20 protein-coding genes are annotated in these 25,052 nt (G+C 51.7%); 9 read left to right on the top strand and 11 right to left on the bottom strand.

All coding sequences use genetic code 11. The features are described from left to right. Positions 1–7 precede the first annotated feature (7 nt). The 5 genes from GOB58_RS05960 to GOB58_RS05945 form a co-directional block, all read right to left on the bottom strand. Complete coding sequence (locus GOB58_RS05960; RefSeq protein WP_173559592.1) at positions 8–2,773, bottom strand: DUF4175 domain-containing protein; 2,766 nt, start codon at positions 2,771–2,773, stop codon at positions 8–10. Beyond that, complete coding sequence (lysA, locus tag GOB58_RS05955) at positions 2,773–4,107, bottom strand: diaminopimelate decarboxylase (protein ID WP_173559591.1); 1,335 nt, start codon at positions 4,105–4,107, stop codon at positions 2,773–2,775. The genes GOB58_RS05960 and lysA overlap by 1 nt, the downstream gene beginning before the upstream one ends. Positions 4,108–4,188: 81 nt before the next feature. Continuing rightward, entirely contained in the window at positions 4,189–4,329 is a 141-nt protein-coding gene (gene lptM, locus GOB58_RS13330; protein WP_408736584.1) for an LPS translocon maturation chaperone LptM, read from the bottom strand. Then, positions 4,326–5,762 (bottom strand): argininosuccinate lyase, encoded by a 1,437-nt coding sequence (gene argH / locus GOB58_RS05950; protein ID WP_173559590.1) that lies wholly within the window; start codon positions 5,760–5,762, stop codon positions 4,326–4,328. The genes lptM and argH overlap by 4 nt, the downstream gene beginning before the upstream one ends. Before the next feature lie 318 nt (positions 5,763–6,080). Continuing rightward, entirely contained in the window at positions 6,081–6,662 is a 582-nt protein-coding gene (locus tag GOB58_RS05945; RefSeq protein ID WP_265793000.1) for a GTPase family protein, read from the bottom strand. Between the two features lie 430 nt (positions 6,663–7,092). On the opposite strand from GOB58_RS05945, the gene GOB58_RS05940 reads away from it, so the two are divergent. The 5 genes from GOB58_RS05940 (at position 7,093) to GOB58_RS05920 (ending at position 10,758) form a co-directional block, all read left to right on the top strand. Further along, positions 7,093–7,896 (top strand): N-formylglutamate amidohydrolase, encoded by an 804-nt coding sequence (locus GOB58_RS05940; protein WP_173559589.1) that lies wholly within the window; start codon positions 7,093–7,095, stop codon positions 7,894–7,896. Beyond that, positions 7,896–8,759, top strand: coding sequence for a shikimate dehydrogenase (locus GOB58_RS05935; protein WP_086554446.1), 864 nt, complete (start codon positions 7,896–7,898; stop codon positions 8,757–8,759). Before GOB58_RS05940 ends, GOB58_RS05935 begins: the two co-directional genes overlap by 1 nt. Before the next feature lie 21 nt (positions 8,760–8,780). After that, positions 8,781–9,368, top strand: coding sequence for a dephospho-CoA kinase (gene coaE / locus GOB58_RS05930; RefSeq protein WP_173559588.1), 588 nt, complete (start codon positions 8,781–8,783; stop codon positions 9,366–9,368). Beyond that, the gene (dnaQ, locus tag GOB58_RS05925) at positions 9,365–10,042 is read left to right on the top strand and encodes a DNA polymerase III subunit epsilon (protein ID WP_086635916.1); all 678 of its coding nucleotides are present in this window, start codon (positions 9,365–9,367) and stop codon (positions 10,040–10,042) included. Before coaE ends, dnaQ begins: the two co-directional genes overlap by 4 nt. A 179-nt stretch (positions 10,043–10,221) precedes the next feature. After that, positions 10,222–10,758, top strand: coding sequence for a hypothetical protein (locus GOB58_RS05920; RefSeq protein ID WP_233127753.1), 537 nt, complete (start codon positions 10,222–10,224; stop codon positions 10,756–10,758). Between the two features lie 13 nt (positions 10,759–10,771). Here the strand turns inward: GOB58_RS05920 and GOB58_RS05915 are convergent, their stop codons facing one another. From GOB58_RS05915 to purM, 6 genes are read right to left on the bottom strand one after another with little or no spacing between them, the layout of a single operon-like run. Further along, positions 10,772–11,887 (bottom strand): glycosyltransferase family 4 protein, encoded by a 1,116-nt coding sequence (locus GOB58_RS05915; protein WP_173559587.1) that lies wholly within the window; start codon positions 11,885–11,887, stop codon positions 10,772–10,774. A gap of 3 nt (positions 11,888–11,890) precedes the next feature. After that, positions 11,891–13,963, bottom strand: a complete 2,073-nt coding sequence (locus GOB58_RS05910) for a heparinase II/III family protein (RefSeq protein ID WP_173559586.1) — start codon at positions 13,961–13,963, stop codon at positions 11,891–11,893. A 50-nt stretch (positions 13,964–14,013) separates the two neighbouring features. Further along, on the bottom strand, positions 14,014–14,673 hold the full coding sequence (gene rpe, locus GOB58_RS05905; RefSeq protein WP_086554441.1) for a ribulose-phosphate 3-epimerase: 660 nt from the start codon (positions 14,671–14,673) through the stop codon (positions 14,014–14,016). A gap of 54 nt (positions 14,674–14,727) precedes the next feature. Next, entirely contained in the window at positions 14,728–16,062 is a 1,335-nt protein-coding gene (locus GOB58_RS05900; protein ID WP_173559585.1) for an RsmB/NOP family class I SAM-dependent RNA methyltransferase, read from the bottom strand. Positions 16,063–16,114: 52 nt separating this feature from the next. Then, positions 16,115–16,732 carry a phosphoribosylglycinamide formyltransferase gene (purN, locus tag GOB58_RS05895; protein WP_173559584.1) on the bottom strand — a complete coding sequence of 206 codons (618 nt, stop codon included), beginning with the start codon at positions 16,730–16,732 and terminating at the stop codon, positions 16,115–16,117. Positions 16,733–16,734: 2 nt separating this feature from the next. Then, positions 16,735–17,814 (bottom strand): phosphoribosylformylglycinamidine cyclo-ligase, encoded by a 1,080-nt coding sequence (purM, locus tag GOB58_RS05890; RefSeq protein WP_173559583.1) that lies wholly within the window; start codon positions 17,812–17,814, stop codon positions 16,735–16,737. A gap of 205 nt (positions 17,815–18,019) precedes the next feature. On the opposite strand from purM, the gene GOB58_RS05885 reads away from it, so the two are divergent. The 4 genes from GOB58_RS05885 (at position 18,020) to GOB58_RS05870 (ending at position 25,006) form a co-directional block, all read left to right on the top strand. After that, positions 18,020–18,760 carry a P-loop NTPase family protein gene (locus GOB58_RS05885; protein WP_173559707.1) on the top strand — a complete coding sequence of 247 codons (741 nt, stop codon included), beginning with the start codon at positions 18,020–18,022 and terminating at the stop codon, positions 18,758–18,760. Between the two features lie 273 nt (positions 18,761–19,033). After that, complete coding sequence (locus tag GOB58_RS05880; protein ID WP_173559582.1) at positions 19,034–21,121, top strand: S46 family peptidase; 2,088 nt, start codon at positions 19,034–19,036, stop codon at positions 21,119–21,121. Between the two features lie 117 nt (positions 21,122–21,238). Continuing rightward, complete coding sequence (locus GOB58_RS05875) at positions 21,239–23,503, top strand: RNA degradosome polyphosphate kinase (RefSeq protein ID WP_086554436.1); 2,265 nt, start codon at positions 21,239–21,241, stop codon at positions 23,501–23,503. Positions 23,504–23,518: 15 nt separating this feature from the next. Then, positions 23,519–25,006, top strand: coding sequence for a Ppx/GppA family phosphatase (locus GOB58_RS05870; protein ID WP_086554435.1), 1,488 nt, complete (start codon positions 23,519–23,521; stop codon positions 25,004–25,006). Positions 25,007–25,052 lie beyond the last annotated feature (46 nt).

Here is a 25,052-nt window from a genome sequence, read left to right as displayed (position 1 = left end):
AAATGCGTTAAAAAGATTTTAAGAGGCGGTCGAGATAGTCCAGCTCCTGTTTTGATCTGGTACGATCAGAATCTCTGCGTCGCAGCTCCTGTTCAATATCACGGGCTCTCTGGCGTGCAACGCTATCAGGCACTTCTGAGCTTTCATCGTGTCCCTGGTCATTGCCGCTGCCCATTGTGCGTCCCAGCGGGTCGTTTTTACTGTGTTTTGGGTCCGAACCATCGCTTCCGTCTGCATCACTGACAGGAGAAGAGCCGTCGTTACCCTTGCCGGACTGACCTTTTCCGTTCTGATTGTTGTCTCCCTGGCCTTTGCCTGAGCCCATACCAAAAGATGGCAGAAAGCTGGAGGGAGCACTTCGTCCGTCACCCTTCATGATTTGCTGCATTTGCTGGCGGCCTTTACGCAGGGCATCAAGGGTTTTCTGTTGTTCAGAGGCGGTGACAGTGTCCTCTCCATCCCCCAGAGCCTTCATCGCGTTCTGCATACTCTGTTTTGCTTCAGCAAAAGCGGGTGGTGTTTTACCTGTCAGGTCCTTAAATTCATTTTGTAATTCATCAAGTGCGCGTTGCAGGGCGTGCTGTACGGCGCGGTCATTACGGCGTGCTGCTGCCTGAGCTTCGGCTTTAGCCGGATCAGGCAGTTTCGCCTGGTTGTTATTATTTGTCTGTGGCGCAGGGCTGTTATCTGCATCAGGAGGGACGGGCAGGCCGAGTTGACGTAAAAGTTCAGAGGTTGGCATGGACTGGTAGTTGTCGTTCGCCCCCTCATCTTCAGAATCGCCTGCTTCTTCAGCGGAATTAGCATCAATGCGTGACTGGCTATGGTCAAGCAAAGCAGCCTGTTTACTGGTCATGTCACGCAAGGCAGCGGCCTGTTCTTTCGCTTTTGCCTGCGCAATCATTTGCTGCGCCATTGCAGCCATATCTTTTGGTGTGGCATTGCGCATGCGTTCAGCAGCGTCTTCCATCTGCTGCAGGCGCTTCATAGCTTCTTCAGGGTTGCCACTCATGGCGTCTTTCTGCATCTGCTTCATCAGGCCTGAGAAGGCATTCTGATTAGCCTGCGAGAAATTTTGCATATCCGGGATGATCGTATGATCCCGCATAGCCTGCTCTGTCAGAGCCTGCATTTTACGGGCCAGAGCATTATTGAGGGTTGCCATCCGCTCTTTCAGCTCCTGCTGGGCGTTTTTGTCCCCACGTCCCGTTTTGTTCATATACTCAAGCTGCTGAGCCACGGCAGCCTGTGCGGCCCTGACATCCAGTGAGGCCTGTGCAGAAGCTTCATTTTTATCTTTTTGTCTGTCTTCTATATCAAGGGCCAGGTCCCACATCAGGTTAACAGCACTGATTTGTGCAGTTTCATTGTCTGTGTGTCTGTTGTTCAGAATAGCAACAATATCGGCAAGGTTAAGCAGCATGCCGGTATGGTTTTGCACCGGGCCGGGGGCATCTCCCAGTACGGCCAGGTCGCTGGCAGTATCTTCCCGGTTTTCCTGTCCGAGCGCATAACGTTTACGCAGGTCAAGAACGGCACGGGCTACCGGTGAGTGAAAAACTCTTGCGCCAAGGCGGAAAGTAACAGGTTTGCTGGTGCCGCTTTGCCCGCTGACAGAATGCGCAACAATGCGACCTGTTACAGTTTCTCCGGCCCATGGGTCTTCGGAAAGGTCAGGTGAGACCGCCCCTTTAACAGATTTCGGATGGCCAGACAGAGGGAGAGGAACGGCCAGGGTGCGCTGTGTACCACGGCCAGGATGGGCAAGTTGCAGCTCAGCGGTCAGAGAGTCGAGCCCAAAAGCATGAGCGGCCTGAAAGGGCAGGCGTGTACGCCAGTCATTTTTCTGAGCACCGGGAGAAGGACCCCATTCAGCAGAGGGGACACCGTCTGGTTCAATTGTGACTGCCCACTGGCGAAGTGTACGCCCACGCCCTCTGAGGCGAATGAGACCTGAGCGTTCAAGTGAAGCTTCCAGCTTCCAGCTCTGTGAATCAAGGCGTGTGGTTTTGTAGTTTTTAATCTGGTTATAGCCGGTTCTCAGAACCGGAGCGGTATCTGTGCCTGTGACGATAGCTGTAAGTTTTGCGTTTTGTGGCACGCTGGGGTTCGATGCCGCACTCCCCAGAAAAACAGGCATGGCTGAGGTATAGGAGGGGGGAGTAATCCATGCTTCCACATGTGGCATGGGAGTATCAGGATCATCCCAGTCAGGGACAAAAGCTGCAAGTATGCGCCCGGGAGCGGAGTATCCGGCAAGCACGAAGCCACCGGTCAGAGCGGCAATCAGGCCCAGAGTGGCAAACCGGCTGAAAAAAGTGTGAGGCCACAGGCGTGGAAAGCCTGCTTTGAGTGTCACGATTTCAGAGAGAGTCCGTGCTTTATGTGCATGCCATAAAGCCGTGGTGTGGACATCCTGTAAACCGGCTGGTTTGTCTGTCAGTGTCGTCAGAGGACGATTTTTAAGGCCTGATACCTCTTCAATACGATGATCTGCAGCATGAGGAGATATCGGAGGGATACGCTTAAGGTCGGTATACAGCCGCCTGCCACAGAGGATGGCCCATCCGGCTAATAAAATAAGTCTTACGCTGTCAGGCAGGTAGTGTGGCAGGCGCAGCAGGGCTGCCAGGATATAAAGCGCAACCAGGCCCAGAGTGGGCAGGAAAGCCCTCCAGTATGCTTCCGTTTGCAAAATCTGAGCAGCACGCTTGCGCACTGCGACAAGTTTAGCATTGAGTGAGAGGCGTTGCGTTTCTCCTGTCATAGGCATCAGGTCAGGGCTGAGGGTACAATTTCATGACGCCACAGCTCTTCAGTCTCCTGTCTTTCGCGTATGATATGCCAGGTTCCGTTATCAATCATCACCTCAGCAGCCAGAGGGCGGGTGTTATAAGTTGAGCTCATGACGGCACCATAAGCACCGGCATCAAGGATCGCTACGCGTGAGCCGCGCTGTAAGGAGGGAAGGTCGCGGTCGCGTGTAAATGTGTCACCGCTTTCACATACAGGCCCGACAACATGAGCCGGGGCAACCGGGCCAGCGGCTTCATGTGCGCTGAGGGGTATAATGCCGTGCCAGGCATCATACATGCTGGGGCGTGCAAGGTCATTCATCGCAGCGTCAATAATGCAGAATGGCACACCTGAGGCATGCTCTTTGCGCAAAATAACTGTCGACAGCAATATGCCGGCGGGCCCGGCCAGCCAGCGACCTGGTTCAATGGCCAGTTTGAGGTTAAGGTGTCCAAGCTCGGCTTTAATGGCGCCGGCCAGGGCTTCAGGCTGCCCTTCTGTTTCCGTGCAGTAAGAGATTCCCAGGCCACCGCCACAGTCCATAACAGAGACATCAAGGCCGGCAGAGCGGGCTGACTGAATGAGGGTTGCCATACGTGCATAGGCTGCACGGTAGGGCGCTGCAGAAGTAATCTGACTGCCGATATGCGTTGAAAACCCGACAGGGGCGAGCCCGGGGAGTGTCAGGGCATGAGCATAAAGTGCCTGTGCTTCTTCAAACGCAATGCCGAATTTATTCGCAGCCAGGCCGGTCGTAATTTTTGCATGCGTTCTGGCATCAACATCGGGGTTAACCCGCAGGGTGATGGTTGCTGTTTTGCCGTTTTTTCGGGCAAGAGCTGACAGAATTTCCAGCTCCTCCTTACTCTCAACATTAATCTGGCCGACACCAGCGCCAAGAGCGGCCTCGAGCTCAGCATCAGTTTTCCCAACTCCTGAAAAAACAATGTCGCTTGCTTTTATGCCGGCTTTTAGTGCGCGGGTTAATTCACCCCCGCTGACGATGTCTGCACCTGCACCCTCCTGACGGAGGAGAGACAGGACCGCGAGATGGTCATTTGCTTTAACAGCATAGTGAATAGAAACCTCTGAGCCGATCTGCTGCATTGCTGCACTCAGGCGTTGCATACGGGTACGCAGTGTGTTTGCGCTAAGCACCCAGCATGGAGTGCCGACTTTGCCAGCAATAGTGCTGAGTGAGACACCATCCATTAAAAGGCCGCTTACACCATCCATTTTCAGGTTGGGGCGGGCAGCCAGAAGGTCAGCTACCGAAGGTGATGTGCCTGCGTGAGAAAGAGAGTCGGCCATTGAGATGTCTTAAAACCTTAAATTTAATTTATATAATCACAGAGAGCGAAAAACATATACTCATGTCTTTCGCATTATTGGTTAATCATTGGGTGGATAGATGCGGGGGTATATAACATCTTTTGCCGGCCCCGGGGGATGCGGTGAACCTTTTTTACCGCACCCGCTAAGTGGAAGCGCCAGAAAAGTCACGGCTATTAAGCCGCAGAGGAGACGTTTCATGCTGAGACTCTGTTCAGTGCAGCCAGCCATTTCTTTGCTTCACGACTGACGTTAGATGCTGCTGTTCCGCCTTCGCTGGTGCGTGAGGCAATGGAGGCTTCAACCGTCAGAACCGAGAAAATGTCATCGGTGATCCCGGCTTCTTCTTCCTGCATTTCAGCAAGAGAAAGTTCTGACAGGCCAATATTTTTTGCTTCCGCTCTGGCAACCAGCCGGCCGGTAATGTGGTGCGCTGTGCGGAAAGGTACTTTAAGTACACGTACCAGCCAGTCGGCGATGTCTGTTGCGGTTGAGAAGCCAGAGCCGGCAAGTGCGCGCATTTTTTCTGTATTGGCCGTCATGTCACGTATCATGCCATCGCAGGCAGCCAGTGACAGCACAGCCGCGTCAGTTGCTGCAAAAACAGGCTCTTTATCTTCCTGCATGTCTTTTGCATAAGCCAGCGGCAGACCTTTCATCACGGTCAGCAGGCCGACCAGACTGCTAGTCATCCGCCCGGTTTTTGCGCGAATAAGCTCTGCGGCATCAGGGTTACGCTTTTGCGGCATGATGGATGAGCCGGTTGTAAAAGCATCTGAAAGGCGAATGAATGAGAAGGGAGACGAGCACCAGATGACGATTTCTTCGGCCAGGCGTGAGAGATGCATTGCCATGATGGAGAGAGCAGACAGATACTCGAGAGCAAAGTCGCGATCAGAGACTGCGTCGAGTGAATTTGCTGTAGGCCGGTCAAACTTAAGCAGTCGTGCTGTCATCTGACGGTCAATCGGAAAGGATGTTCCTGCCAGCGCCGCTGAACCCAGTGGACACTCGTTGAGGCGTTTGCGTGTGTCACTCAGGCGGCCCCGGTCACGGGCCAGCATTTCGACATAGGCCATCAGATGGTGGCCAAAGGTAACGGGCTGTGCAGTTTGCAGATGCGTAAAGCCGGGCATGGGGTCAGCTGCATGTGCTTCAGCGCGGGTTGCCAGTGCACGCATGAGCGAGGCGACCTGCTGGTCGAGACCGTCAATGGCATCGCGCACCCAAAGGCGGAAGTCCGTAGCCACCTGATCATTGCGTGAGCGGGCTGTGTGCAGGCGTTTACCTGCTTCGCCAATACGTTCAGACAGGCGCACTTCAATATTCATATGAATATCTTCCAGTGCTTCAGAGAAATCAAAGCGCTGCGCTTCAATATCACCGCGAATGGCAGCCAGGCCATCACGAATGGCAGCTTCATCCTCACGGGTGATAATGCCGGTGTGAGCCAGCATGGCCGCATGAGCGAGCGAGCCTTCAATATCCTGTTTCCATAAGGCCTTATCAAAACTGACAGAGGCATTAATCGCCTGCATAATGTCTGATGGACCACCAGCAAACCGCCCGCCCCATTGTGCGTTGGTGTTTGCCTGTGATGAGGTGTTTGTGTTGTTTGTCTTGTCCGCAGACATTATCCAGCCCCTGCCTGTATCCCTGAAGTCCTGATCGGACATGTAGTTTACTGATGCAGAGGCTGTGGTGCAAATTCCCGCAGATGTAAATGCCTGAAGATTTGATGCGAAGATGTGTCGTCTGTTTAACCAAAAATCGATTTAAAAAGAGATTTCGCTCCGTTTTCTATATATTCTTTCATTTTGCGAATTTGTTCTTTAAAAAAGGCGTTTTAAGAACAGGAAAATACCTGTAGGCAAACTATTTAGCTGTATTGAGAGCGTATTCTATAAATACGTTTTCTACTTTTTTCTATTTTTCAGTTCTTATTTCTTTTTTTATCTCTCTGAAGATGGATTCTTTTTTTTGTTGGGTATAGTAGATATTATTCTTTCAAGTAACGTTTCCAGATTAAAATTGATATCTGTTTCCGACGCCTCGGTATCGATCGAGACATACGATATGTGCGAGGGATCAATGCGAAAGGCATCTTTGACCTCGTTAATTTTTTCTTCAATATTTTTAATCTGATTAGGTCCGGGCTCAAATGTGTCCCAGTTCCACTCCCGATGGGGAGCGATTTTATCTACCTGAGATAAAACAATAAATACCGGACACCCAGACTTCAGATCATTTTCATATATATCCTGAGCTTCGGCATAAGCACGGTCGTCAGCTTTCATAACCCACAAAATAAGGTCACATTGCTGAGCGAATTCTTTATAGAGATTCCTGTATTCTATATGTCTCTCTATGGTTTCACCAATGCCAGGCGCGTCGACCAGAGTCATGTTGCCGACTGGTATTTCATTAAGTGTCCGGGTGCAGGCTTTAATATCAGATACTTCAGATATTTTTTTACCAAAAACAGCATTGCAGAGAGATGATTTTCCTGCACCGGTCTTTCCGAAGACGCCTATTTTTGGTTTGTATTTTATAGATTCAGACGGTTTTAAATTTACAAAATCTTTGATTTTACTTTCGATATCGTTGTATTTTGTTTCTGATGATGAATCTTTATTATTTTTGACTTTTTCAGGGTGATTTTTTAAATAGTCTGTCGCTTCCTTTAAAAAATCAATCGCTTTATTTACACGCTCCTGAGTAATATTGTTTCTTTCTGCAATAAAATAATGTAAAAATATTTTATATTATCTGATATTTCAAATTGATAGTTAAAATAAGGATGGATTGCGAGGGTTGTTTAATTAATCGTAATATTCTTCACTTTTCATGCTAATGACAGTGCAAATGTCATGAAAGTTTTTCCTGGCATAAGGGTGCTCTCTCTGCATTTGTCCATTATAGTGTCTGGCAGAACACGACAGCAGCCAGAGAGGGTATGGGGTGATGACAAAAGCGGCAGAGGCTGAGAGCAAATGGGTTGCCGTCTCTGGTAAAAGAGGGGGGGCACCGTTTGTTCTGCTTAGTGACCATGCCGGACAGGTAATTCCGTCTCATCTGCAGGATCTGGGGCTGAGTGCGGCAGAGCGTGCGCGGCATATCGGATGGGATATTGGCATTGATGGTGTCGGCCGTATTTTATCAGGCTTGTTAGAGTGCGTGCTGATAGAACAGGTGTGCTCTCGCCTGGTGATCGACTGTAATCGTGCTCCCGGACATCGTACTTCTGTTGTGACAGTTAGTGATGGTACGCTGGTGCCAGGGAACCAGAATTTATCGCCCGCGCAGCGCAAAGAGCGTGAAGAGACTATCCTGCATCCTTATCATGATCGTATTACCCGCGAGCTGGATGCACGTCAGGCCGCAGCTCTGCCTTCAGTTATTGTTGCCCTGCATAGCTTCACCCCTGAAATGAATGGCGTAAAGCGGCCCTGGCATGCTGGTTTGCTGCATAATCACGATTCACGTCTGGCACATATTATGATCGCGCTTTTGCGTGAAGAGGGACTGACTGTAGGGGATAATGAGCCTTATGCTCTGACAGATACCTCTGACTATACTGTGCCAAAACATGGTGAGCAGCGTAGCCTGCCTTATATCGAGCTTGAAATTCGTCAGGATCTGATCACCAGTCCGCAGGGGCAGCTCGAATGGGCACAGCGCCTGGCCCGTCTGCTGCCGCAGGCATGGAGCATCTTTTGCCAGAAATACGGGGGCGAAACAGCCTCTGCATGCGAACAGGTTTCATAATGTCCAGCGTTAAAACAGATATTCCCTCAGCTATCCTTACAGGTCATGGCCGTATAGCCGGTGTCATTGGCTGGCCTGTTGAGCATTCACGCTCTCCTTTGCTGCATAATTACTGGCTGCGCCGTTATGGTATTGATGGTGCTTATGTACCGCTGCCTGTTCAGCCTGGTCAGTTCGAATTAGCTGTGAGGGGGCTTCAGGCCGCCGGATTCAAAGGAGCCAATGTTACTATCCCCCATAAAGAAGCAGCTTACGCCCTGGTGGATGAGCTTGATCACTCGGCAAAACGTGCAGGGGCGGTCAATACGCTGATTTTTGAAAAGAACGGGCGTATCAGAGGGGTGTCAACAGATGGCAGCGGTTTCGTTGCCAGTATGAAAGCCGCGGGTCATGCGCCGCAGGGAAAAGCTCTGCTGCTGGGGGCAGGAGGAGCTGCACGCTCTGTTGCAGCAGCTTTGCAGGATGCAGGTTTGCATGTCGCAGTAACAAACCGCACAGAGGCCCGCTCAGAAGCTCTGGCTCAGGCTCTTCCGGGGCTTGAAAGGGTGGCATGGGATGAATGGGAGAGCAGGCTTGGAGCATATGACCTGCTGGTTAACACCACCTCTCTTGGTATGGAGGGTGGGCCTGACCCGTTATTCTGTCCCTCTCTGGCTCAGGCATCATCGTCTCTGATTGTTGCCGATATTGTTTATGTTCCTTTGCTGACACCTTTGCTGGCACAGGCGCAAAAACAGGGACTGAAAACTGCAGGCGGGCTGGGTATGCTCCTTCATCAGGCGCGGCTTGGTTTTCGTGAGTGGTTTGGTCAGGACCCGCAGGTTGATGAACAGCTTGAAGCTTTTGTGCGTCAGAGTTTGTAGCAGGAAAAATACAGGGTTCCGATGCGCGTTCTTGGTCTGACCGGTGGTATGGGGATGGGAAAAACTACGGTGGCAGCTTTTCTGTCCCGTGCAGGTTTTCCCGTGTTTGATGCTGATGCGACGGTACGCGCCCTGCAGGCTGATCATGGTAAGGCATTACCATTTATCGCGCAGCTGGTGCCTGAATCGGTGAGTGATGGTCATCTGGACCGGGGGGCATTAAGGCGCGCTGTTGTGCAGCAGCCTGCTCTTCTCCGGCAGCTTGAGAAGATAATTCATCCGATGGTATGGGCTGAGCGTACGCAATTTTTGCGCAGGCACAGGCAGCAGGGAGCCCGCTGGGTAGTGTTAGATATTCCACTCCTGTTTGAAGCCGGTGCCTGGAGATTATGTGATTATATTGTCGTTGTCTCTGCATCTGCACGCATTCAGGCCGGGCGAGTTGCTCTGCGGCGCAGTATAACTAAAGCTGAGGCCCGCAGGCTCATTGCCAGGCAAATGCCTGACCGGCAAAAAAGGCGACGTGCTGATCGTGTTATCAGAACGGGAGGTACAGTGCGGCAGACTATACAGCAGGTACAGTCGTTAATCAGGATGATGAAACAATGAAGCGCTCAGTTCTGTTTGATACAGAAACAACAGGATTTGACCCCGAAAAAGGCGACCGGGTTATTGAGATTGCCGCTCTTGAGCTGATTGATGATATGCCTACGGGCGAAGCATTTCATGTGCTGATTGACCCTGAGCGTGATGTGCCCGAGGAAGCAACCCGGGTGCATGGTTTTACAGCGGCAGACCTTGCCGGAAAGCCAAAATTTGCAGCTGTTGCTGAGGGCTTTATTGAGTTCGTAAAGGATTCTTCGCTCATCGCGCATAATGCCCGCTTTGACTTTAAGTTTATGAATGCAGAGCTGAAAAAGGCAGGGTACCCGACACTTGATATGAGCCGTATGGTCGATACGCTTGATATGGCCCGTGAGCGTTTTCCCGGCATGCCCAATAGTCTTGATGCTCTGTGTCGTCGTTTTGGGGTCGACCTGTCTGCCAGAACAACACATAACGCTCTGCTCGACTGTAAACTTCTGGCAGATGTTTATGTTGAGCTTATGGGAGGGCGGCAGCGTGGTCTGGGGCTCACAGCAGATGACGAGCAGCAGCTGGCTGGTGCAGTCTACAGCGGACCTGCTCATCGTCGGGTGATTAGGATTGTGCCGTCAGAACAGGAGCTGACAGCACATCACGCCTTTCTTGAAAAGCTGGACAATCCTTTGTGGAGCAGATAAAAACAACATTCTATTGGTTTCAAATCAAAAAGATTTTTTCTTTTTTTTATAAATTATCTCTTTCTCTGGAATAGTTCAGTTTTTTCTTTTGTTGGCGCATGTTAAAATGCGGATAGTCTGAATCTGTTCTGTGATCCAGGAACGATGGACAGGCTGGTTTTCATATAAGGAGCCATTTGATGCGTGTTGCATCTGTTCATGTTTTTTCTGCTGCAGTTTGCTGCGCTTTATGGTCTCTTTCTGCGTGTGCGCAGTCACCTCTTGGCCCTAAAACGGGTGAAGTGACATTTCATACAAAATCAGCTGATCTTGGCGTAGGGTACACTTGGGGTGGGGGCGTTCTCAATTATGGTGGCCGTTCTTACCCCTTTAGTATTAAGGGAGCCTCTGCCGCGGCAGTTGGTTACTCGAGTGGCCAGAGTGTCGGGCAGGTATATAACCTTCAGCGTATTGAAGATTTTGCCGGCACCTTCTGGGCTCTGAGCGGAGAGGCAACCCTGGGGCGCGGGGTGAGCGGTCTTCTGATGGAAAATGATAACGGGGTCAGAATACGCCTCGATTATATTGCGCGCAGCGGTGCGCGTCTGGCGGCGTCTCCTTCACGTTTTACAGTCAGATTACTGAAACAGCCTGCTCTGCAGGAGGGTGATAAGAAACCCGCTTCGCCACCAGCTGCGGTTACAGATAAATCTCAGCCGGCCTCTGCTGCGCAGTAATAATACACTATAGTCAGGCTCCTGAGAGCAGTAGTCTGACAGTGTGGCTGATGATATTTTTTTCTTCAAAATATTCCAGTGCTCTGTGTCGGCCGGCCTGTCCCATCTGATGACGCAGCGTGCTGTTTTCTGAGAGTGTTTTCAGAGCCTTCGCCAGGGGTTCTGCCGTGCCTGGCGGAACAAGAAGACCAGTAACATTCTGAATAACCTGTTCACGGGGGCCGCTGATGTCTGTGCTGACAACAGGCAGCCCGGTCATCATAGCTTCAATAACCGACATTGGCAGGCCTTCAAAATGGCTGGGTAGTGTGAAAATATCCGCTGCAGCCAGAAGAGCGGGAATGTCAGTGCGGTATCCCAGACATTTCAGCCTGCTTCCCAGAATATTGCGTGCCTGTTCAAAGTTTGCCTCTAAATCAGCACCGTGATCTGAGGGGAGGCGCTCTCCAACTATCCAGAGCTCTGCATCCGGTACAGAGGCCATAGCTGCCAGCAGCTCGGGGTAACCTTTGTGGCGTACCAGGCGTGACACTGCGATGATAACCGGTGTGTTTTCCGTTGTCATTAAACTGTCACGTATGCGTTGTCTTGCTTCAGGGGCTGGCCTGAAAACGCTGCTGTCCCGCCCGTTTCCAACTGCGTGTGGCTGCGGATGGATTCGCAGCCGTCGGACATCTTCTGCTTCTTCTGAGGACACTGTCAGATAGATATCAGTCAGATGTCCGCATAATTTTTCAAGCATAACCGCCAGCATGCGGCGTGCTTTTGACCCTGGCTGATTAAAGAGAAAGCCATGACATGTATAGGCGACGACAGGAACACGGCATATGGCAGCAGCCAGTCGCGCAAGTATGCCACTAATGGGCATATGAGCATGTACCATATCGGGTTTTTCGCGTTTTATGAGGCGAATGAGGCTCCAGAAAGCTTTGAGTTGCCCAGGCAGAGAAAAAGAGCGGACAAAGGGGAGAGTTTCAATTCGAAAGCCTTCAGCGCGAGGTCTGTCGAGCAGGGGCCCATCGGCACACACACCGACCACCTCATGTCCTTCTTCTCTTAAGCGTCTCATTAATGGCAGGAGAAAGTGGTTCAGAGCGAAATCAACATTTGTGACTTCAAGAATTTTCATCTGCTACGGCTCACTCACCAGTGTGAGAGCCCATTTTATGGGGGGGCACGGCACAGGCTGTGTCTGCTGGCCCCGGCGGGCCAGGAACTCAGCCGACAAAGGTGTGTCCTGAGGGGTAATCTGTCTTTCTTTTTCTAATCGACGAGCATGGAGTGCAGCAGTGGCCTCTGCCCGGCTGAGCGTGGTCTGAGAGGCTGCGGCATGGTTGCGTGCGCGGGTATGGTCGTACTGCAGGCGTGTAACGCCTTCGAACAGTGTCGGGATGCTGTCTGCCGGGGGTGGATCACGCGGAATTGGTGCGTAATCATCCTCTTCCCCGGTTTCAGGCACTGAGTTTTCTGCGAAGGAGAGAAGTGCTTCCTGCTCAGGAATACTGACCTGTTGTTCTGCTGCAACCTGTGGAGCGGGACTGACCGGAGCCATATTCAGGAAGGCAGGGACCGTATCGTCAGATTCCGTAAGAGCCAGATCTGTATTGTCAGAGACAAGTATTTCTCTGTTTTCTACAGCTTCTGTTTTTTCTTCTGGCTGTGTTTTTTCAGGAACAGAAGGAGTCAGTACAATCTGGAGGGTCGGCTGTCGTTGTGACGTGCCAAGGTAGACGCTTTCTTCCACTGTTGCCAGAGCATCAGACTGAAACAGCCAGCTTTCTTCATCTGTGTGTAACAGGAGCCCATGACTGGTTTTTTCAACTGTAACATTGGGGTGCAGATGAAAGCGCACGCAGAAATCAGTCCTGGTGCCGCCAGGTAGAGAGTCTTCTCCGCGCAGACTCTGACCATTAGCGCTGAGATAAAGCAGGCGTGTAAAAATGCCACCCCCCCGGGATTCAAAACCATCATGCGTCATGTGGAGCCAGCTGGCTCCACTCTGGCTGGCCTGGGCTGCTGTAATTTTAGGGCGATGGGCAATGCTGCCATCTTTTTGGATATCGACAGGTGAGATATCCGGAAATTCAAGAACAGAGTGGGCAGCAGCCTGTCGCAGCGCTTTATTCCACCCGGGCTGTGTGCTGGAGCCACAATTGACGATGATACGACTGCGGCCTGATGCAAATTCGAATGACAGCATACCGGCATGGGCTGTTTTGTCATGGCCTGAAGGAGCGCAGGTCGCAGTATCAGCAATCAGCAAAGCACGGCCACTTGCCATGCGGGTATAGCCGCCATCAGCCAGGCTTGATGCCATAATACGTGAGCGTGAGGCACGGTTCAGAATATGCTCAATTGTCGCAGAATCATGCTCTGAACTACCATTAAAAAGCATAAGGCCGCCGTCATTATGACGCATAGTGCGCAGGGCTGCGACGGCACGTTCTGTCATGGCGGTCAGATTGGGGGGGATAGACAGGCGCGCCGTCTGATGAAAGCTCAGAATTTCAGCTATTTCTTTGACAGCTTTGAGCTGATGGTCAGGGTTGCGCGTAATATGAGTGCCATCAGCCAGAAATTGTTGTGTAATAAGGTGTGGGCTTAGCTTCAGGTAACATGCGAGAAACTCTTTAAACTGAGGCAGAGCGATAGCAACACCCAGTAACCCTTTCATGGCCGTGAGTGCATGCCATCCTTTGGCATATTCGGGCATCAGAGCGATAACAGAACGCCCTTCCATAATCAGGGCTTTGATAAGAGCCTCACGGAAAGGTTCATCAGCAGTCGCTGCAAAAAAATCGTAATATGAAAGCCAGGCTGTCAGGCGGGTGCCGGTAACTGACGGGTCTGAAACCTGGCGCTCAGCAGCAGGAATATGGATCCATGATGAGACCAGGCTGCGCGCTTTGATACGGGCTGACTCGGCTCCCAGTTCACGCAGGTCACGCAGCCATTCAAAGCTCTGAAGCCACCTGCGGTAGGTCTCGGGCCATGAGGAATCATCCCAGATGCCATAGTGAAGCTTACGGGTTACTCCCTCAAAATATGTCTGGTTATGGACCAGACGCTCGCCTGTAGCGGGGTTTCCCGGCCATGGGTCGCGCAGGGTCTGAGCCGGGGACTCCGGCATTGGCTTTCTCCACCTGACCGGATTGCGCATGGCAAAAGCAAGGCGGGTATCGCGGGTCCAGCGGCGCAGTGGCATCTGAGGAAATATGCTCCGGAGGTTAGAGAACAGAAAGACTTAAATAAGAGTTATACGCGTAATGCTGCGATGGCCTTAGCATAATCACTTTGATTATAAACGGAGCTGCCGGCAATAAGCGTATCGGCGCCAGCATTCACCGCCAGTCGTGCAGTTTCCGGGTTTATACCACCGTCAACAGATAGTCTGATATCACGCTCTGAGTGCGTGATCATGTCACGTATACGCCGTATTTTCCCAAGCTGGCTCTGAAGAAATTCCTGGCCGCCAAAACCTGGGTTAACCGTCATGACCAGAATAATATCAGTAATATCGAGGAGTTCACTGACCGCTTCAGGCGGGGTCGCAGGGCAGAGAACAATACCTGGTTTAACGCCCATTTTTCGTATGCGCTGAAGCAGGTAATGCGCATGAGGACCGGCTTCAACATGCACAAGAATGTGATCGGCTCCGGCTTTTGCAAAGGCCTCAAGGTAGGGGTCAGCTGGCTCAATCATCAGGTGCACATCAAATGGCAATGTGCTGTGAGGGCGCAGTGCTTTGACAACAGGCGGGCCAAACGACAGGTTGGGCACAAAGTGCCCGTCCATCACGTCAAGATGAATCCAGTCTGCGCCAGCTTTATCAACGGCTTGTACTTCCTCACCCAGGCGGGCAAAGTCAGCGGAGAGGATGCTCGGTGCGATAAGAGTACGTGTCAGTGCTGTCATGCATTGAAGTATTGGCAATAAAACGACAACTTGCAACTCTCGCTGATAAAGAATTTACCTTTCAGGACAGATAAAACGTGCGGCAAAGAATCCGTCCATACCACCCTTATCAGCCCATAGACCCGGGTGGGTGCGCAGCCAGCCTTCAGGCGTCAGGGCCTCAGGTAAAAAGCTGAGTTCCTCAGCCGTAAACGGAGATGGTTTCCAGCCCATGGCTACGGCGGCGCGTGCTCTTGCTGGTCCTTCTTCTTCCTGGAGGGAGCAGACCGCGTAGATCAGGCGACCGCCAGGTTTGAGCATAGTTCTGGCTGCTTCGAGCATCTGGTCCTGTTGCCTGGTAAGGGCAGGCAGGTCCTGCGGGCGTTTGACCCACAGTACATCAGGGTGTCGGCGGATGGTGCCGGTAGCAGAGCACGGAGCATCAAGTAAAATAGCATCCTGCAACGCGTCAGGCTGCCATGTGGTGGCATCAGCCTGAATAACGGTTGCCGGGCATGCCAGACGCTCCATATTTTCGTGCAGGCGGTTCAGGCGGCTGGTGTTTTGTTCAACAGCGGTAACTGTTGCACCAGTAAAAGCGAGCTGAGCTGTTTTACCACCCGGTGCGGCACACAAATCTGCCACCAGTTCGCCGGTCTGTGCATTAAGCAGCCGTGCGGGCAGGGTTGCTGCGGCGTCCTGTACCCAGAATGTGCCCTCATCATAACCAGGAAGTTCGCTGACGCGCGTGCCGGCAGGCAGGCGTACAGAACCGTTTGGCAATACAACCCCCATCTCTGTCAGCGGGGAGGTTATGCCAGGGCGCAATGTCAGGTCGAGAGGTGCCTCATCACACAGTTCACGGGCAATAGCACGCGGGGTACCTTTTCCCAGTTTGTTCCATGCTGTCCAGAGCCACGCAGGGATGTTCTGGCGTTCCTGATCAATACCATCCAGCAGCGTTTTGCCCTGGTCAGCAACTTTACGTAGTACGGCATTTGCCAGACCAGCAAAAGGAGCCAGCTTGCGACGGCGCAGAAGAGAGACAGTTGTGCCAACAGCAGCATGAGGGGGCGCATCAAGGAACAGAAGCTGTGCGCAGCCCATCATCAGAGCAATACGTACGGGTTCAGGCGGCTCTTTGCGTAAAAAGGGTTCCAGCACAGCCCGCAATGTACCCATATGGCGTAAGGTTGCTGCCGCCAGGCGGTGGGCTGCTGCTCTGTCACGGGGTTCAGCATTATGTTGCGTTGCAGACTTTGAGAGAGAACCCTCAAGCATGCGTCTGTGCTCGACTACGCCACAAAGGATATCAAAGGCGACATCACGCGTCGGGTCAGGCTGCGGCTGTATATTTTTCTTGCGCGCAGGGGGGCGTTTTCCATGAGGGCGGCGGGATTCTGCTGTCATCAGCTCACTATCAGATTGCGCAACTGCGCGAAGTATGTCGAAGGGCGGGCGGTCAGCCTACCAGTAATGCTTCCCCGCCCTGGCAGGCCGGAGCAGTTTTGTCCAGAAAATGCTTCACAACTGCCGGGTAAAGGCGGTGCTCCTGCTTCAGAACACGTGCGGCAAGAGCGTCTGCCGTGTCGCCTGGCAGGACAGGTACAGCCGCCTGACCAAGAACCGGTCCTTCATCCATACCTTCTGTTACGATATGAACGGTGCAGCCATGTAAGCGTACACCAGCTTCAAGAGCACGTTCATGTGTATGCAGGCCAGGGAAAGAAGGCAGAAGACTGGGGTGGATGTTGAGCATCCGGCCGGCCCAGGTGCTTGTCAGCCACGGGGTGAGCAGACGCATATACCCGGCAAGGCATATCAGTTCAGCTCCCGCTTCAGTCAGGCAGGCATGCAAAGCCTGCTCATGTGCTTCACGGTTTTTACCAAACGGGCGGTGGTCAACAACCTGGGTGCGCAAGCCGGCCTGACGTGCAACTTCAAGGCCGGGAGCTTCAGGGTTGTTGCTGATAACAATGCAGACCCGCGCAGGAAAATTTTCTGCTTTGCAGGCTTCAATCAGAGCCGTGGCATTGCTGCCCCGGCCACTGATAAGTAATGCGACAGGTGTTTTAGTCATTTTTAAACCTGGTGAAAATCAGGGCAGGCCTGCATTTTCAGACCTGCTTTAGCGGTGCTGTCGGCGGCCTGCTCAATATGACCGATTACCGTGGCAGGCTCTCCTGCCTCTCTGAGCATGGCCAGAACGTCATCAGGTTTGTCGGTAATCAGCACCATACCAATGCCACAGTTAAAGACGCGCAGCATCTCTTCATTTTCGACATTGCCTGTGCGGGCAAGCCAGCTGAATACACCAGGAACCGGCCACTCTGCAGTAATAACGGCGTCAAGGCCATTGGGCAGAACACGAGGCAGATTGCCAGGCAGGCCGCCGCCGGTAATGTGGGCAGCCGCGTGGAGAAGGCCTGCACGATGTAAAGCCAGAACAGGTTTTACATACAGGCGTGTTGGTGTGAGCAGTGCCTCACCCAGTGACTGGCCGGGAGCGAAGGCCGCCGGGTCTGTCCAGGTCAGATGTGCATCAGCAACTATACGGCGTGCAAGTGAGTAGCCGTTGGAGTGAATGCCTGATGAAGGCAGGGCAATCAGTGTGTCGCCTGCTGCGATGCTACGGGGCAGCAGGTTATCACGCTCTGCCGCACCGACTGAGAAACCCGCGAGATCGTAATGACCATCAGCATACATCCCTGGCATTTCAGCAGTTTCGCCACCAACCAGCGCACAGCCGGAATCTTTACAGCCCTGGGCAATGCCCCTGACAATGCGTGTTGCGTTATCAACGGAGAGGCGGCCTGTTGCAAAATAGTCAAGGAAGAACAGAGGTTCAGCACCCTGTACAATCAGGTCGTTGACGCACATAGCAACCAGGTCAATGCCGATTGTTTCATGCAGGTCGGTTTCAATGGCGAGGGTCAGCTTCGTGCCGACACCATCGGTGCATGAAACGAGAACAGGGTCTTTAAAGCCGGCAGCCTTCAGGTCGAATAATGCACCAAAGCCGCCAAGACCACCCATGGTGCCAGGACGATCGGTCGCGCTGGCAGCCGGGCGGATGGCATCGATCAGGGCTTCTCCTGCTTCAATATCCACACCAGAGTCACGATATGTCAGACCGGAGGATGAACTGGAAGAAGACGTCATAATGGCACACTTACTTTGCTAAGGAATCGATGTGATGGTACAGAGTGTACAGATTTGTGAGGAAGTCTTTACGGCAGGTCGCGCGACACGCAAAGCGGCTTGAAACGGAATAACGGAATAAAAATCAGTGCATGATAACCCCGAATTTCTGAAAAGGCAGGGAAAAACCTTCGATCAGAAGGAAAAACTGGCCAAAGAAGGCGGGGTGAAATCAGCTCAGGAAGTTTTTCAGACAGCATCGTCAGTAAGAGGAAACGGGCAGACAGCGTTGCCATTTATGCGTCATTCCCGATTCGAACGATCTGATTTTGTTGCGGCTCCCTCTAATGCAGCGGCGCGTATCTGGGTTCTGGATCCGGAGGCCCGGTGGCAGTGGCCAGAGGGTCGTCTGGTGCTGTGGGGTGATGAGGGTACAGGCAAAACGCATCTGCTTTCGGTCTGGTCAGGGCGGCACGGTGCACCCGTTATCGATGGAACCAGTCTCTGTAATGCAGATGTTGCTGCTCTTTCGCATGAAAAGCTGAGTGCTCTGGCACTTGATAATGCAGATTGTGTGTCGCAGGAGCGTGACCTGCTGCACCTTATTAATATGTCACGTGAGCGGCGCATTTCTCTTTTAATGACTGCCCGTACACCTCCTGCACGCTGGTCTGTCGCTCTGCCAGACCTGGTGAGTCGTTTGCGTGCCACGACTTCTGTGCCCATTGGTCCGGCAGAAGAGGCTTTGCTGCGGCGTTTATTTTTGCGTTTGCTGGCTGAACGTCAAATTGTGGTGGGGCAGTCAGTTACAGACTGGCTGCTCAGGCGCCTGCCACGCAATGCCGGTGTGATCAGAGATATGACAGAGCGGCTGGATAATCTGGCTCTGGAATCCGGAGGGAAGGTGACCCGTAAGCTGGCTCAGGAGGTTCTTGAGCAGATAAATGGCCACTCAGATACATTCTGAGAATTTTTTTTATTTTCTGGTTTCTTCGACCGTAATGCTGTTTGCGTAATGAAGATATCAGTAAATTTTACGAATGCGAAATAAACGTAAAAGCCCGGCCTGTTTTTACGCATGAAGTGCAAAAACCACCTTTGGGACGGAGCTTTTGTAGGTGAAAATCAGGGGTTTTATGGTTTGCCTGTAGTCTTGCTCTGAGGGGGTATTCAGGTCAGGATAGCCGCGAATGTAATATTGTAACGTATTTTGTACAAAACAGGATAATCGGGTGAGCATATGGCAGGAATTGTAAAATACGCGTCGTTATTCGGCATTCTGGCCTGCGGGTCTGTGATGCTGTCAGACGCCCGTGCCGATGAAGGCATGTGGACGATGGATAATCTGCCCGTCAGACAACTGGCAGAGCGGTATAATTTTACGCCCACACAAAAATGGATTGAGCACGTCACTAAATCTTCTGCGCGACTGGCGCTTGGGTGCTCAGCCTCTTTTGTGTCAGCAGATGGTCTCGTAATGACCAACCATCACTGTGCGAACACCTGCCTGCAGCAGCTTTCTGATTCAAAACATAATTATTTTCAGGATGGTTATTATACCGCCTCTCCGGCTCAGGAGCAGAACTGCCCGGCGATGGAACTTAATCAGCTTGACAGTATTACGGACGTAACAGACCGGATGCAGGCAGCGCTCAAAGGCAAAGATGGTGAGGCTTATACAAAGGCTCGTCAGGCTGAAGAGAGTGCTATTGAAAAAGAATGTGCCGGCACAGATGCCAAAACCTGGCGCTGTGAGGTTGTCAGCCTGTATCATGGTGGTCGCATTGCGCTGTATAAATACCACCGTTATCAGGATGTCCGTATGGTTATGGCTCCTGACCAGAATGCGGCATTCTTTGGTGGTGACCCGGACAACTTTAATTTCCCGCGTTATGACCTCGATATGGCGTTTTTGCGGGTTTATGAAAATGGCAAGCCTGCCAAAGTTTCTTCTTACCTGCCATTTGATCCGGTCGGCCCGGCAGCAGGGCAGCTGGTCTTTACCTCAGGCAACCCTGGTTCGACCGAGCGCGAGCTGCCTCTGGCTGATCTGGAATTTCGTCGCAATGTGATGGTTCCGTTCGTGACAGATGCTTACTCAGCACTTGATGGTGTGCTGTGGCAGTATAGTCGTGAAAGTGCCAGTCATCGCCAGGAAGCGCAGGAGCGTATTTTTGGCATAGAAAACAGCCTTAAAGTTTTCCGTGGACGAGTGCCTGTGCTGGCTGATTCAAAGTTTCTGATGGCAAAGGTTAAAAGCGAAACCGAACTGAAGAACTGGATCAATGCAGACCCTGAACGTCAGAAACTTTATGGCGATCCATGGGCTAAAAATACCCAGGCTATAGCTGTAGAAGAGCAGATTTTTAAGCCTTATATGATGCTTGAGCGCTCTTCTGGTCTTGGTGGTGATCTGTTTGCTTATGCAAAACTGCTGGTGCGTGCTGCTGATGAGCGTCAGAAGCCAGATGCCAGCCGTCTGAGCGCGTATCATGATGCTAACCTTCCTGCTCTTGAGGCAGAACTGGCGTCAGTGGCTCCTGTGTATCCTGAACTGGAAAAAACAGAACTTGCATTCTCTCTGACCAGACTGCGTCAGGTTCTTGGCGCTGACAGCAAGCTGACACAGCTCGTCCTGGCCAAATCATCTCCTGAAGAGCTGGCGAATGAGCTTGTCGGAGGCACAAAGCTTGCTGACCCTGCTGTGCGTCTTGCCTTGTGGAAAGGTGGAGTAAAAGCGATTGCTGCATCTGATGATCCGATGATTGTTCTGGCCAGAAAAATTGAGCCAGAAGCTCGTAATCTGCGCCATCAGATGGATGATGATGTGCTTGCTCCATCACGTCAGGCTTCTGAAGCAATGGCAAAAGCACGTTTTGCCCGTGACGGTATGGCATCATATCCTGATGCAACCTTTACACAGCGTCTGTCCTTTGGGCAGGTTAAAGGCTGGAACGAGGATGGTCGCGCTATTCCGCCATTTACGTATTTCTCCGGCTTGTATGAGCGTGCCACCGGCGCAGATCCCTACAAGCTGAGCCAGCCATGGGTTGACGCTAAAGCGCATCTGAACATGAAAACGCCGTTTGATTTTGTTTCGACCAACGATATTATCGGCGGTAATTCAGGTTCTCCGGTTATTGATACTCAGGGACATGCTGTTGGCCTGATTTTTGACGGGAATATTCACTCTCTGGGTGGAGATTTCTTCTATGATGAAAGTAATAACAGAGCAGTCGCTGTTGATAGTGCTGCTATTATCGAGGCATTGAAGGTTGTTTATAAAGATCAGGCGCTGGCAGATGAGCTGGTAAAGGGACATCTGTAAAATAGTTTGCTTCTGATCTCTGTTTCAGCAGGATGTCATATTTTATCCTGCTGAAATATTTTGTATTTATACGTTCTGCGCGGTAGTGTCAGGACGATATAAAATAAGGAGACAGCAGTGGTGGTGCGGAGCAGGCAGGACAATAAAACCGGTGTTGCTATAAGACGCCGTGCAAAACGCCCTCCTGGTGCCACTGCGCCTTCTAAAAAAAAACCCGTAAAGCCTCAGATCGCGTCTGATTCTCCTGAGCGTTTCATTAATCGTGAGCTCTCATGGCTTGATTTTAATCAGCGCGTTGTTGAGGAGGCAGATAACCCCCGTAACCCCTTGCTTGAGCGGCTTCGCTTTCTTTCTATCAGCGCCAGTAACCTCGATGAATTTTATTCTGTTCGTGTTGCTGGTCTGGTTGGTCAGGTAAGAGAAGGGCTTGCGGCGTTCTCTCCCGATGGTCTGACCCCCGCAGAGCAGTTAAATGCTGTGCGTGAACGCTCTGTTGTGCTGCTGCATGAACAGCAGCGTATATGGCTTGAGCTCAGAGCGTTGCTCGCTGAGTCTGATGTTATATTGCAGGATATACCAGAGCTTGATGACGCCGATCGTGCCTGGCTTGTTTCCTGTTTTATGGACCGGATTTTTCCGGTGCTGACACCGCTGGTTGTTGATTCAGCGCATCCGTTACCATTCATCCCCAATATGGGTCTTGCTCTGGCCCTGCGTCTGCTGAATTGTGAAACTGACGATTTCGTGATGAATGCGCTTATTCTTCTGCCTGCGCAGGTTGAGCGTTTTATTCGTCTGCCTGTCAGGGATGGTAATGGTAGCCGTAAAGTGCGCTTCATTCGCCTTGAAGATATGATAGCGCTGTGCATCGACAAGCTGTTTCCCGGTCTGGTTATTGGCGAAAGCGGCATGTTACGTGTGGTGCGTGACACGGATGTCGAGTTTGAAGATGAAGCCGAAGATCTGGTGCGCTCATATGAAAGTGCATTAAAACGCCGCCGCCGTGGTGTGGTTATCCATCTCGACATGGAAGCGTGCGTTCCCAGAGAGCTTGCATCTGCTATTGCGGCGGACCTCGATCTGCCGGATGAAGAGATTATTGTGCACCCGGGTATCATAGGTGTTTCTGACCTGAAGCAGATGATAGTTGATGACAGGCCTGATCTGCTTTTCCCGCCTTATACGCCACGCTTCCCGGAGCGTATTCTTGATTTTAACGGCGATTGTTTCGCTGCTATTCGTGCAAAAGATCTGCTGGTACACCACCCGTTTGAAAGCTTCGATGTGGTGGTGCAGTTTCTGCGGCAGGCTGCACTTGACCCTAATGTCATTGCAATTAAGCAAACTCTGTACCGTACGTCCCGTGACTCTCCTATTGTTAAGGCTCTGATAGAAGCGGCTGAAGCAGGCAAGTCAGTGACAGCAATGGTTGAGCTACGGGCCCGTTTTGATGAGGAGGCGAATATTCGCCTCTCCCGGGCGCTTGAGGCTGCCGGTGTGCAGGTTGTTTTTGGGTTTGCTGACCTGAAAACACATGCGAAACTCAGCCTGGTTGTGCGGCGGGAAGGGAACCAGGTTCGTTCTTATGCACATTTTGGCACGGGGAATTATCATCCCATTACGGCCAGAATTTATACAGACTTGTCTTTCTTTACCTGCAAGCCAGAGCTGGCTCGTGATTCTGCACGGTTATTTAACTATGTTACGGGTTACGCGCTGCCGGCTGAAATGGAGGAAATATCATTTTCCCCTATTACAATCCGTAAGACACTGGTTGAGCAGATTAATGCTGAAATCAGCCTGGCTAAAGCAGGGAAGCAGGCCAGTATCTGGCTGAAAATGAATTCACTGGTCGACCCTGAGCTGATTGATCATTTGTATCGTGCATCACAGGCAGGGGTGAAAATTTCGGCTGTTGTGCGCGGTATGTGTTGTCTGCGCCCTGGTGTCCCTGGTCTTTCAGACAATATACGGGTGAAATCGATCGTCGGGCGGTTTCTTGAGCATTCCCGTATTTTTGTATTTGGTAATGGTCATCGTCTGCCGTCGCGTCATGCCCGGGTTTATATTTCGTCCGCTGACTGGATGACACGTAACATGGACTGGCGGGTTGAGAGTATGGTGCCGATCACAAACCCGACGGTGCATGCTCAGGTTGTCGGTCAGATTATGGTATCTAATATAAAAGATACACTTCAGTCATGGATGCTTGAACCCAATGGTAAATGGCGCAGAGTTGCTCCTGGCAGAAAGCCCTTCTCGGCGCATGAATGGTTTATGACAAACTCTTCTCTTTCCGGGCGCGGTTCGGCAGCTCATGAGGGAGGGGTGAGGGCTCCTGCCACGTTGTCTTCCTTTCAGAACCTGATGTTTGACGCATAAAGAGAAAGAGCAGAAATGCAGAATGATATTCCTCGTCGTTCGGCTGTAGTCGATCTCGGGTCGAACTCCGTCCGTCTCGTTGTGTTCGAAGGGGTATCACGCAACCCTGTTCCGATTTTTAACGAAAAAGCAGTGCTTCGCCTTGGTAAAGGGCTGACACAGACAGGTATGCTCAATGAGGAGGGTGTAACGCTTGCGCTGGACGTGCTGAAGCGTTTTCATGCCATTGCCCGTGCTATGCATGCTGATCCGTTTGAAATTCTGGCAACGGCTGCCGTGCGTGATGCAAGAAATGGCCCGGGATTTATAGATGCGCTGCGTAGCCATATGCCTGGCGTGCCCATTCGCATTCTTTCGGGCGAAGAAGAGGCTGACCATTCTGCCATCGGTGTGATGTGTGGCATCCCGGGTGCTTCAGGTATTGTCGCAGATATCGGAGGGGGCTCTCTGGAGCTGATTAATCTGACGCGTAAAGGTCGTCATGATGCAAGTACGTTACCACTTGGTGTAATCAGATTAGGAGACCGCTCTCAGGGTGATATCAAAATAGCCAAGCAGCTGGCCGATGACGATATTGATAATGTAAGATGGCTGAGTAAGCTTAAAGGCAGCACCCTTTATCTGGTCGGCGGGGCATTTCGTGCACTGGCCCGCCTGCATATTGCCCGTATGCAGTATCCTCTTAATATTATTCATTACTATACGCTTGATGCTGAAGAGGCACGCGAGATGACCGGCTGGCTGTTGCATGCACCACGCCGCGGGCTTGAGCGGTTGTCAGGATCTCCTAAAAAGCGTTTGTCAGATATACCTTTTGCCGCAACTGTGCTGCGCCGTCTGCTGAGAAAAATACAGCCTGAGCGGGTTGTGTTTTGTGTCGATGGTCTGCGTGAGGGGTGGTACATGCTTAATGTCGCCCCTGACTGCCTTGAGCAGGACCCTATGGAGGTTGTGGCGCAGGATATGTGTCTGCGGCTCGGGCGAAGCATGAAGATGCCAGGCGTGCTGCTGCGGTGGACTGATTCTTTGTTTATAAAAGAAACAAAACGCCAGAATCGACTGCGCCGTATTGCCTGTCGTATTTCAGATGTTGGTAGTCATGATCATCCTGAATATCGTGCCGAGCAGACATACTGGCGTGTATTAAGGCTGCAGGGTACCGGCTTTGATCATAAGGCCCGTGCATGGCTGGCCCTGGCCCTGGCGGTCAGATATTCTGCTGTTTCTGATGAGGCATATTTATCAACATCACGAATTTTGCTCGAAGATGATGAGTGGAATCGTGCGATAATACTTGGGCAGGCATTGCGGCTTGCATATTCTGTTGCAGGTGGAACCGCAGCTCTGCTTGAGGGGACGGAACTTGTCAGCCAGCGTAAAGAACTTGTTTTGCGGCTGAGTTCGTCATGTGTGGCAGTAAAAGGGGATAGTGTAAGGCGTGGACTGGCCAGGGTTGGTCAGGCTATGTCATTGCCAGTGCGCATTGAAGAAGCAGATTCATAAAAAATATTTGGTTAATCTGATCTTTTTTGTGCAAGATTATGGTGTG

This window comes from Acetobacter thailandicus (assembly GCF_011516655.1).
GTDB lineage: Bacteria > Pseudomonadota > Alphaproteobacteria > Acetobacterales > Acetobacteraceae > Acetobacter > Acetobacter thailandicus.
This window is presented reverse-complemented; position numbering and strand designations above follow the sequence as displayed.

Coding starts and splice junctions, on each gene's coding strand:
- GOB58_RS05960 (WP_173559592.1), bottom strand. CDS start 2,773: ATGCCTATGACAGGAGAAACGCAACGCCTCTCACTCAATGCTAAACTT.
- lysA (WP_173559591.1), bottom strand. CDS start 4,107: ATGGCCGACTCTCTTTCTCACGCAGGCACATCACCTTCGGTAGCTGAC.
- lptM (WP_408736584.1), bottom strand. CDS start 4,329: ATGAAACGTCTCCTCTGCGGCTTAATAGCCGTGACTTTTCTGGCGCTT.
- argH (WP_173559590.1), bottom strand. CDS start 5,762: ATGTCTGCGGACAAGACAAACAACACAAACACCTCATCACAGGCAAAC.
- GOB58_RS05940 (WP_173559589.1), top strand. CDS start 7,093: ATGACAAAAGCGGCAGAGGCTGAGAGCAAATGGGTTGCCGTCTCTGGT.
- GOB58_RS05935 (WP_086554446.1), top strand. CDS start 7,896: ATGTCCAGCGTTAAAACAGATATTCCCTCAGCTATCCTTACAGGTCAT.
- coaE (WP_173559588.1), top strand. CDS start 8,781: ATGCGCGTTCTTGGTCTGACCGGTGGTATGGGGATGGGAAAAACTACG.
- dnaQ (WP_086635916.1), top strand. CDS start 9,365: ATGAAGCGCTCAGTTCTGTTTGATACAGAAACAACAGGATTTGACCCC.
- GOB58_RS05920 (WP_233127753.1), top strand. CDS start 10,222: ATGCGTGTTGCATCTGTTCATGTTTTTTCTGCTGCAGTTTGCTGCGCT.
- GOB58_RS05915 (WP_173559587.1), bottom strand. CDS start 11,887: ATGAAAATTCTTGAAGTCACAAATGTTGATTTCGCTCTGAACCACTTT.
- GOB58_RS05910 (WP_173559586.1), bottom strand. CDS start 13,963: ATGCCACTGCGCCGCTGGACCCGCGATACCCGCCTTGCTTTTGCCATG.
- rpe (WP_086554441.1), bottom strand. CDS start 14,673: ATGACAGCACTGACACGTACTCTTATCGCACCGAGCATCCTCTCCGCT.
- GOB58_RS05900 (WP_173559585.1), bottom strand. CDS start 16,062: ATGACAGCAGAATCCCGCCGCCCTCATGGAAAACGCCCCCCTGCGCGC.
- purN (WP_173559584.1), bottom strand. CDS start 16,732: ATGACTAAAACACCTGTCGCATTACTTATCAGTGGCCGGGGCAGCAAT.
- purM (WP_173559583.1), bottom strand. CDS start 17,814: ATGACGTCTTCTTCCAGTTCATCCTCCGGTCTGACATATCGTGACTCT.
- GOB58_RS05880 (WP_173559582.1), top strand. CDS start 19,034: ATGGCAGGAATTGTAAAATACGCGTCGTTATTCGGCATTCTGGCCTGC.
- GOB58_RS05870 (WP_086554435.1), top strand. CDS start 23,519: ATGCAGAATGATATTCCTCGTCGTTCGGCTGTAGTCGATCTCGGGTCG.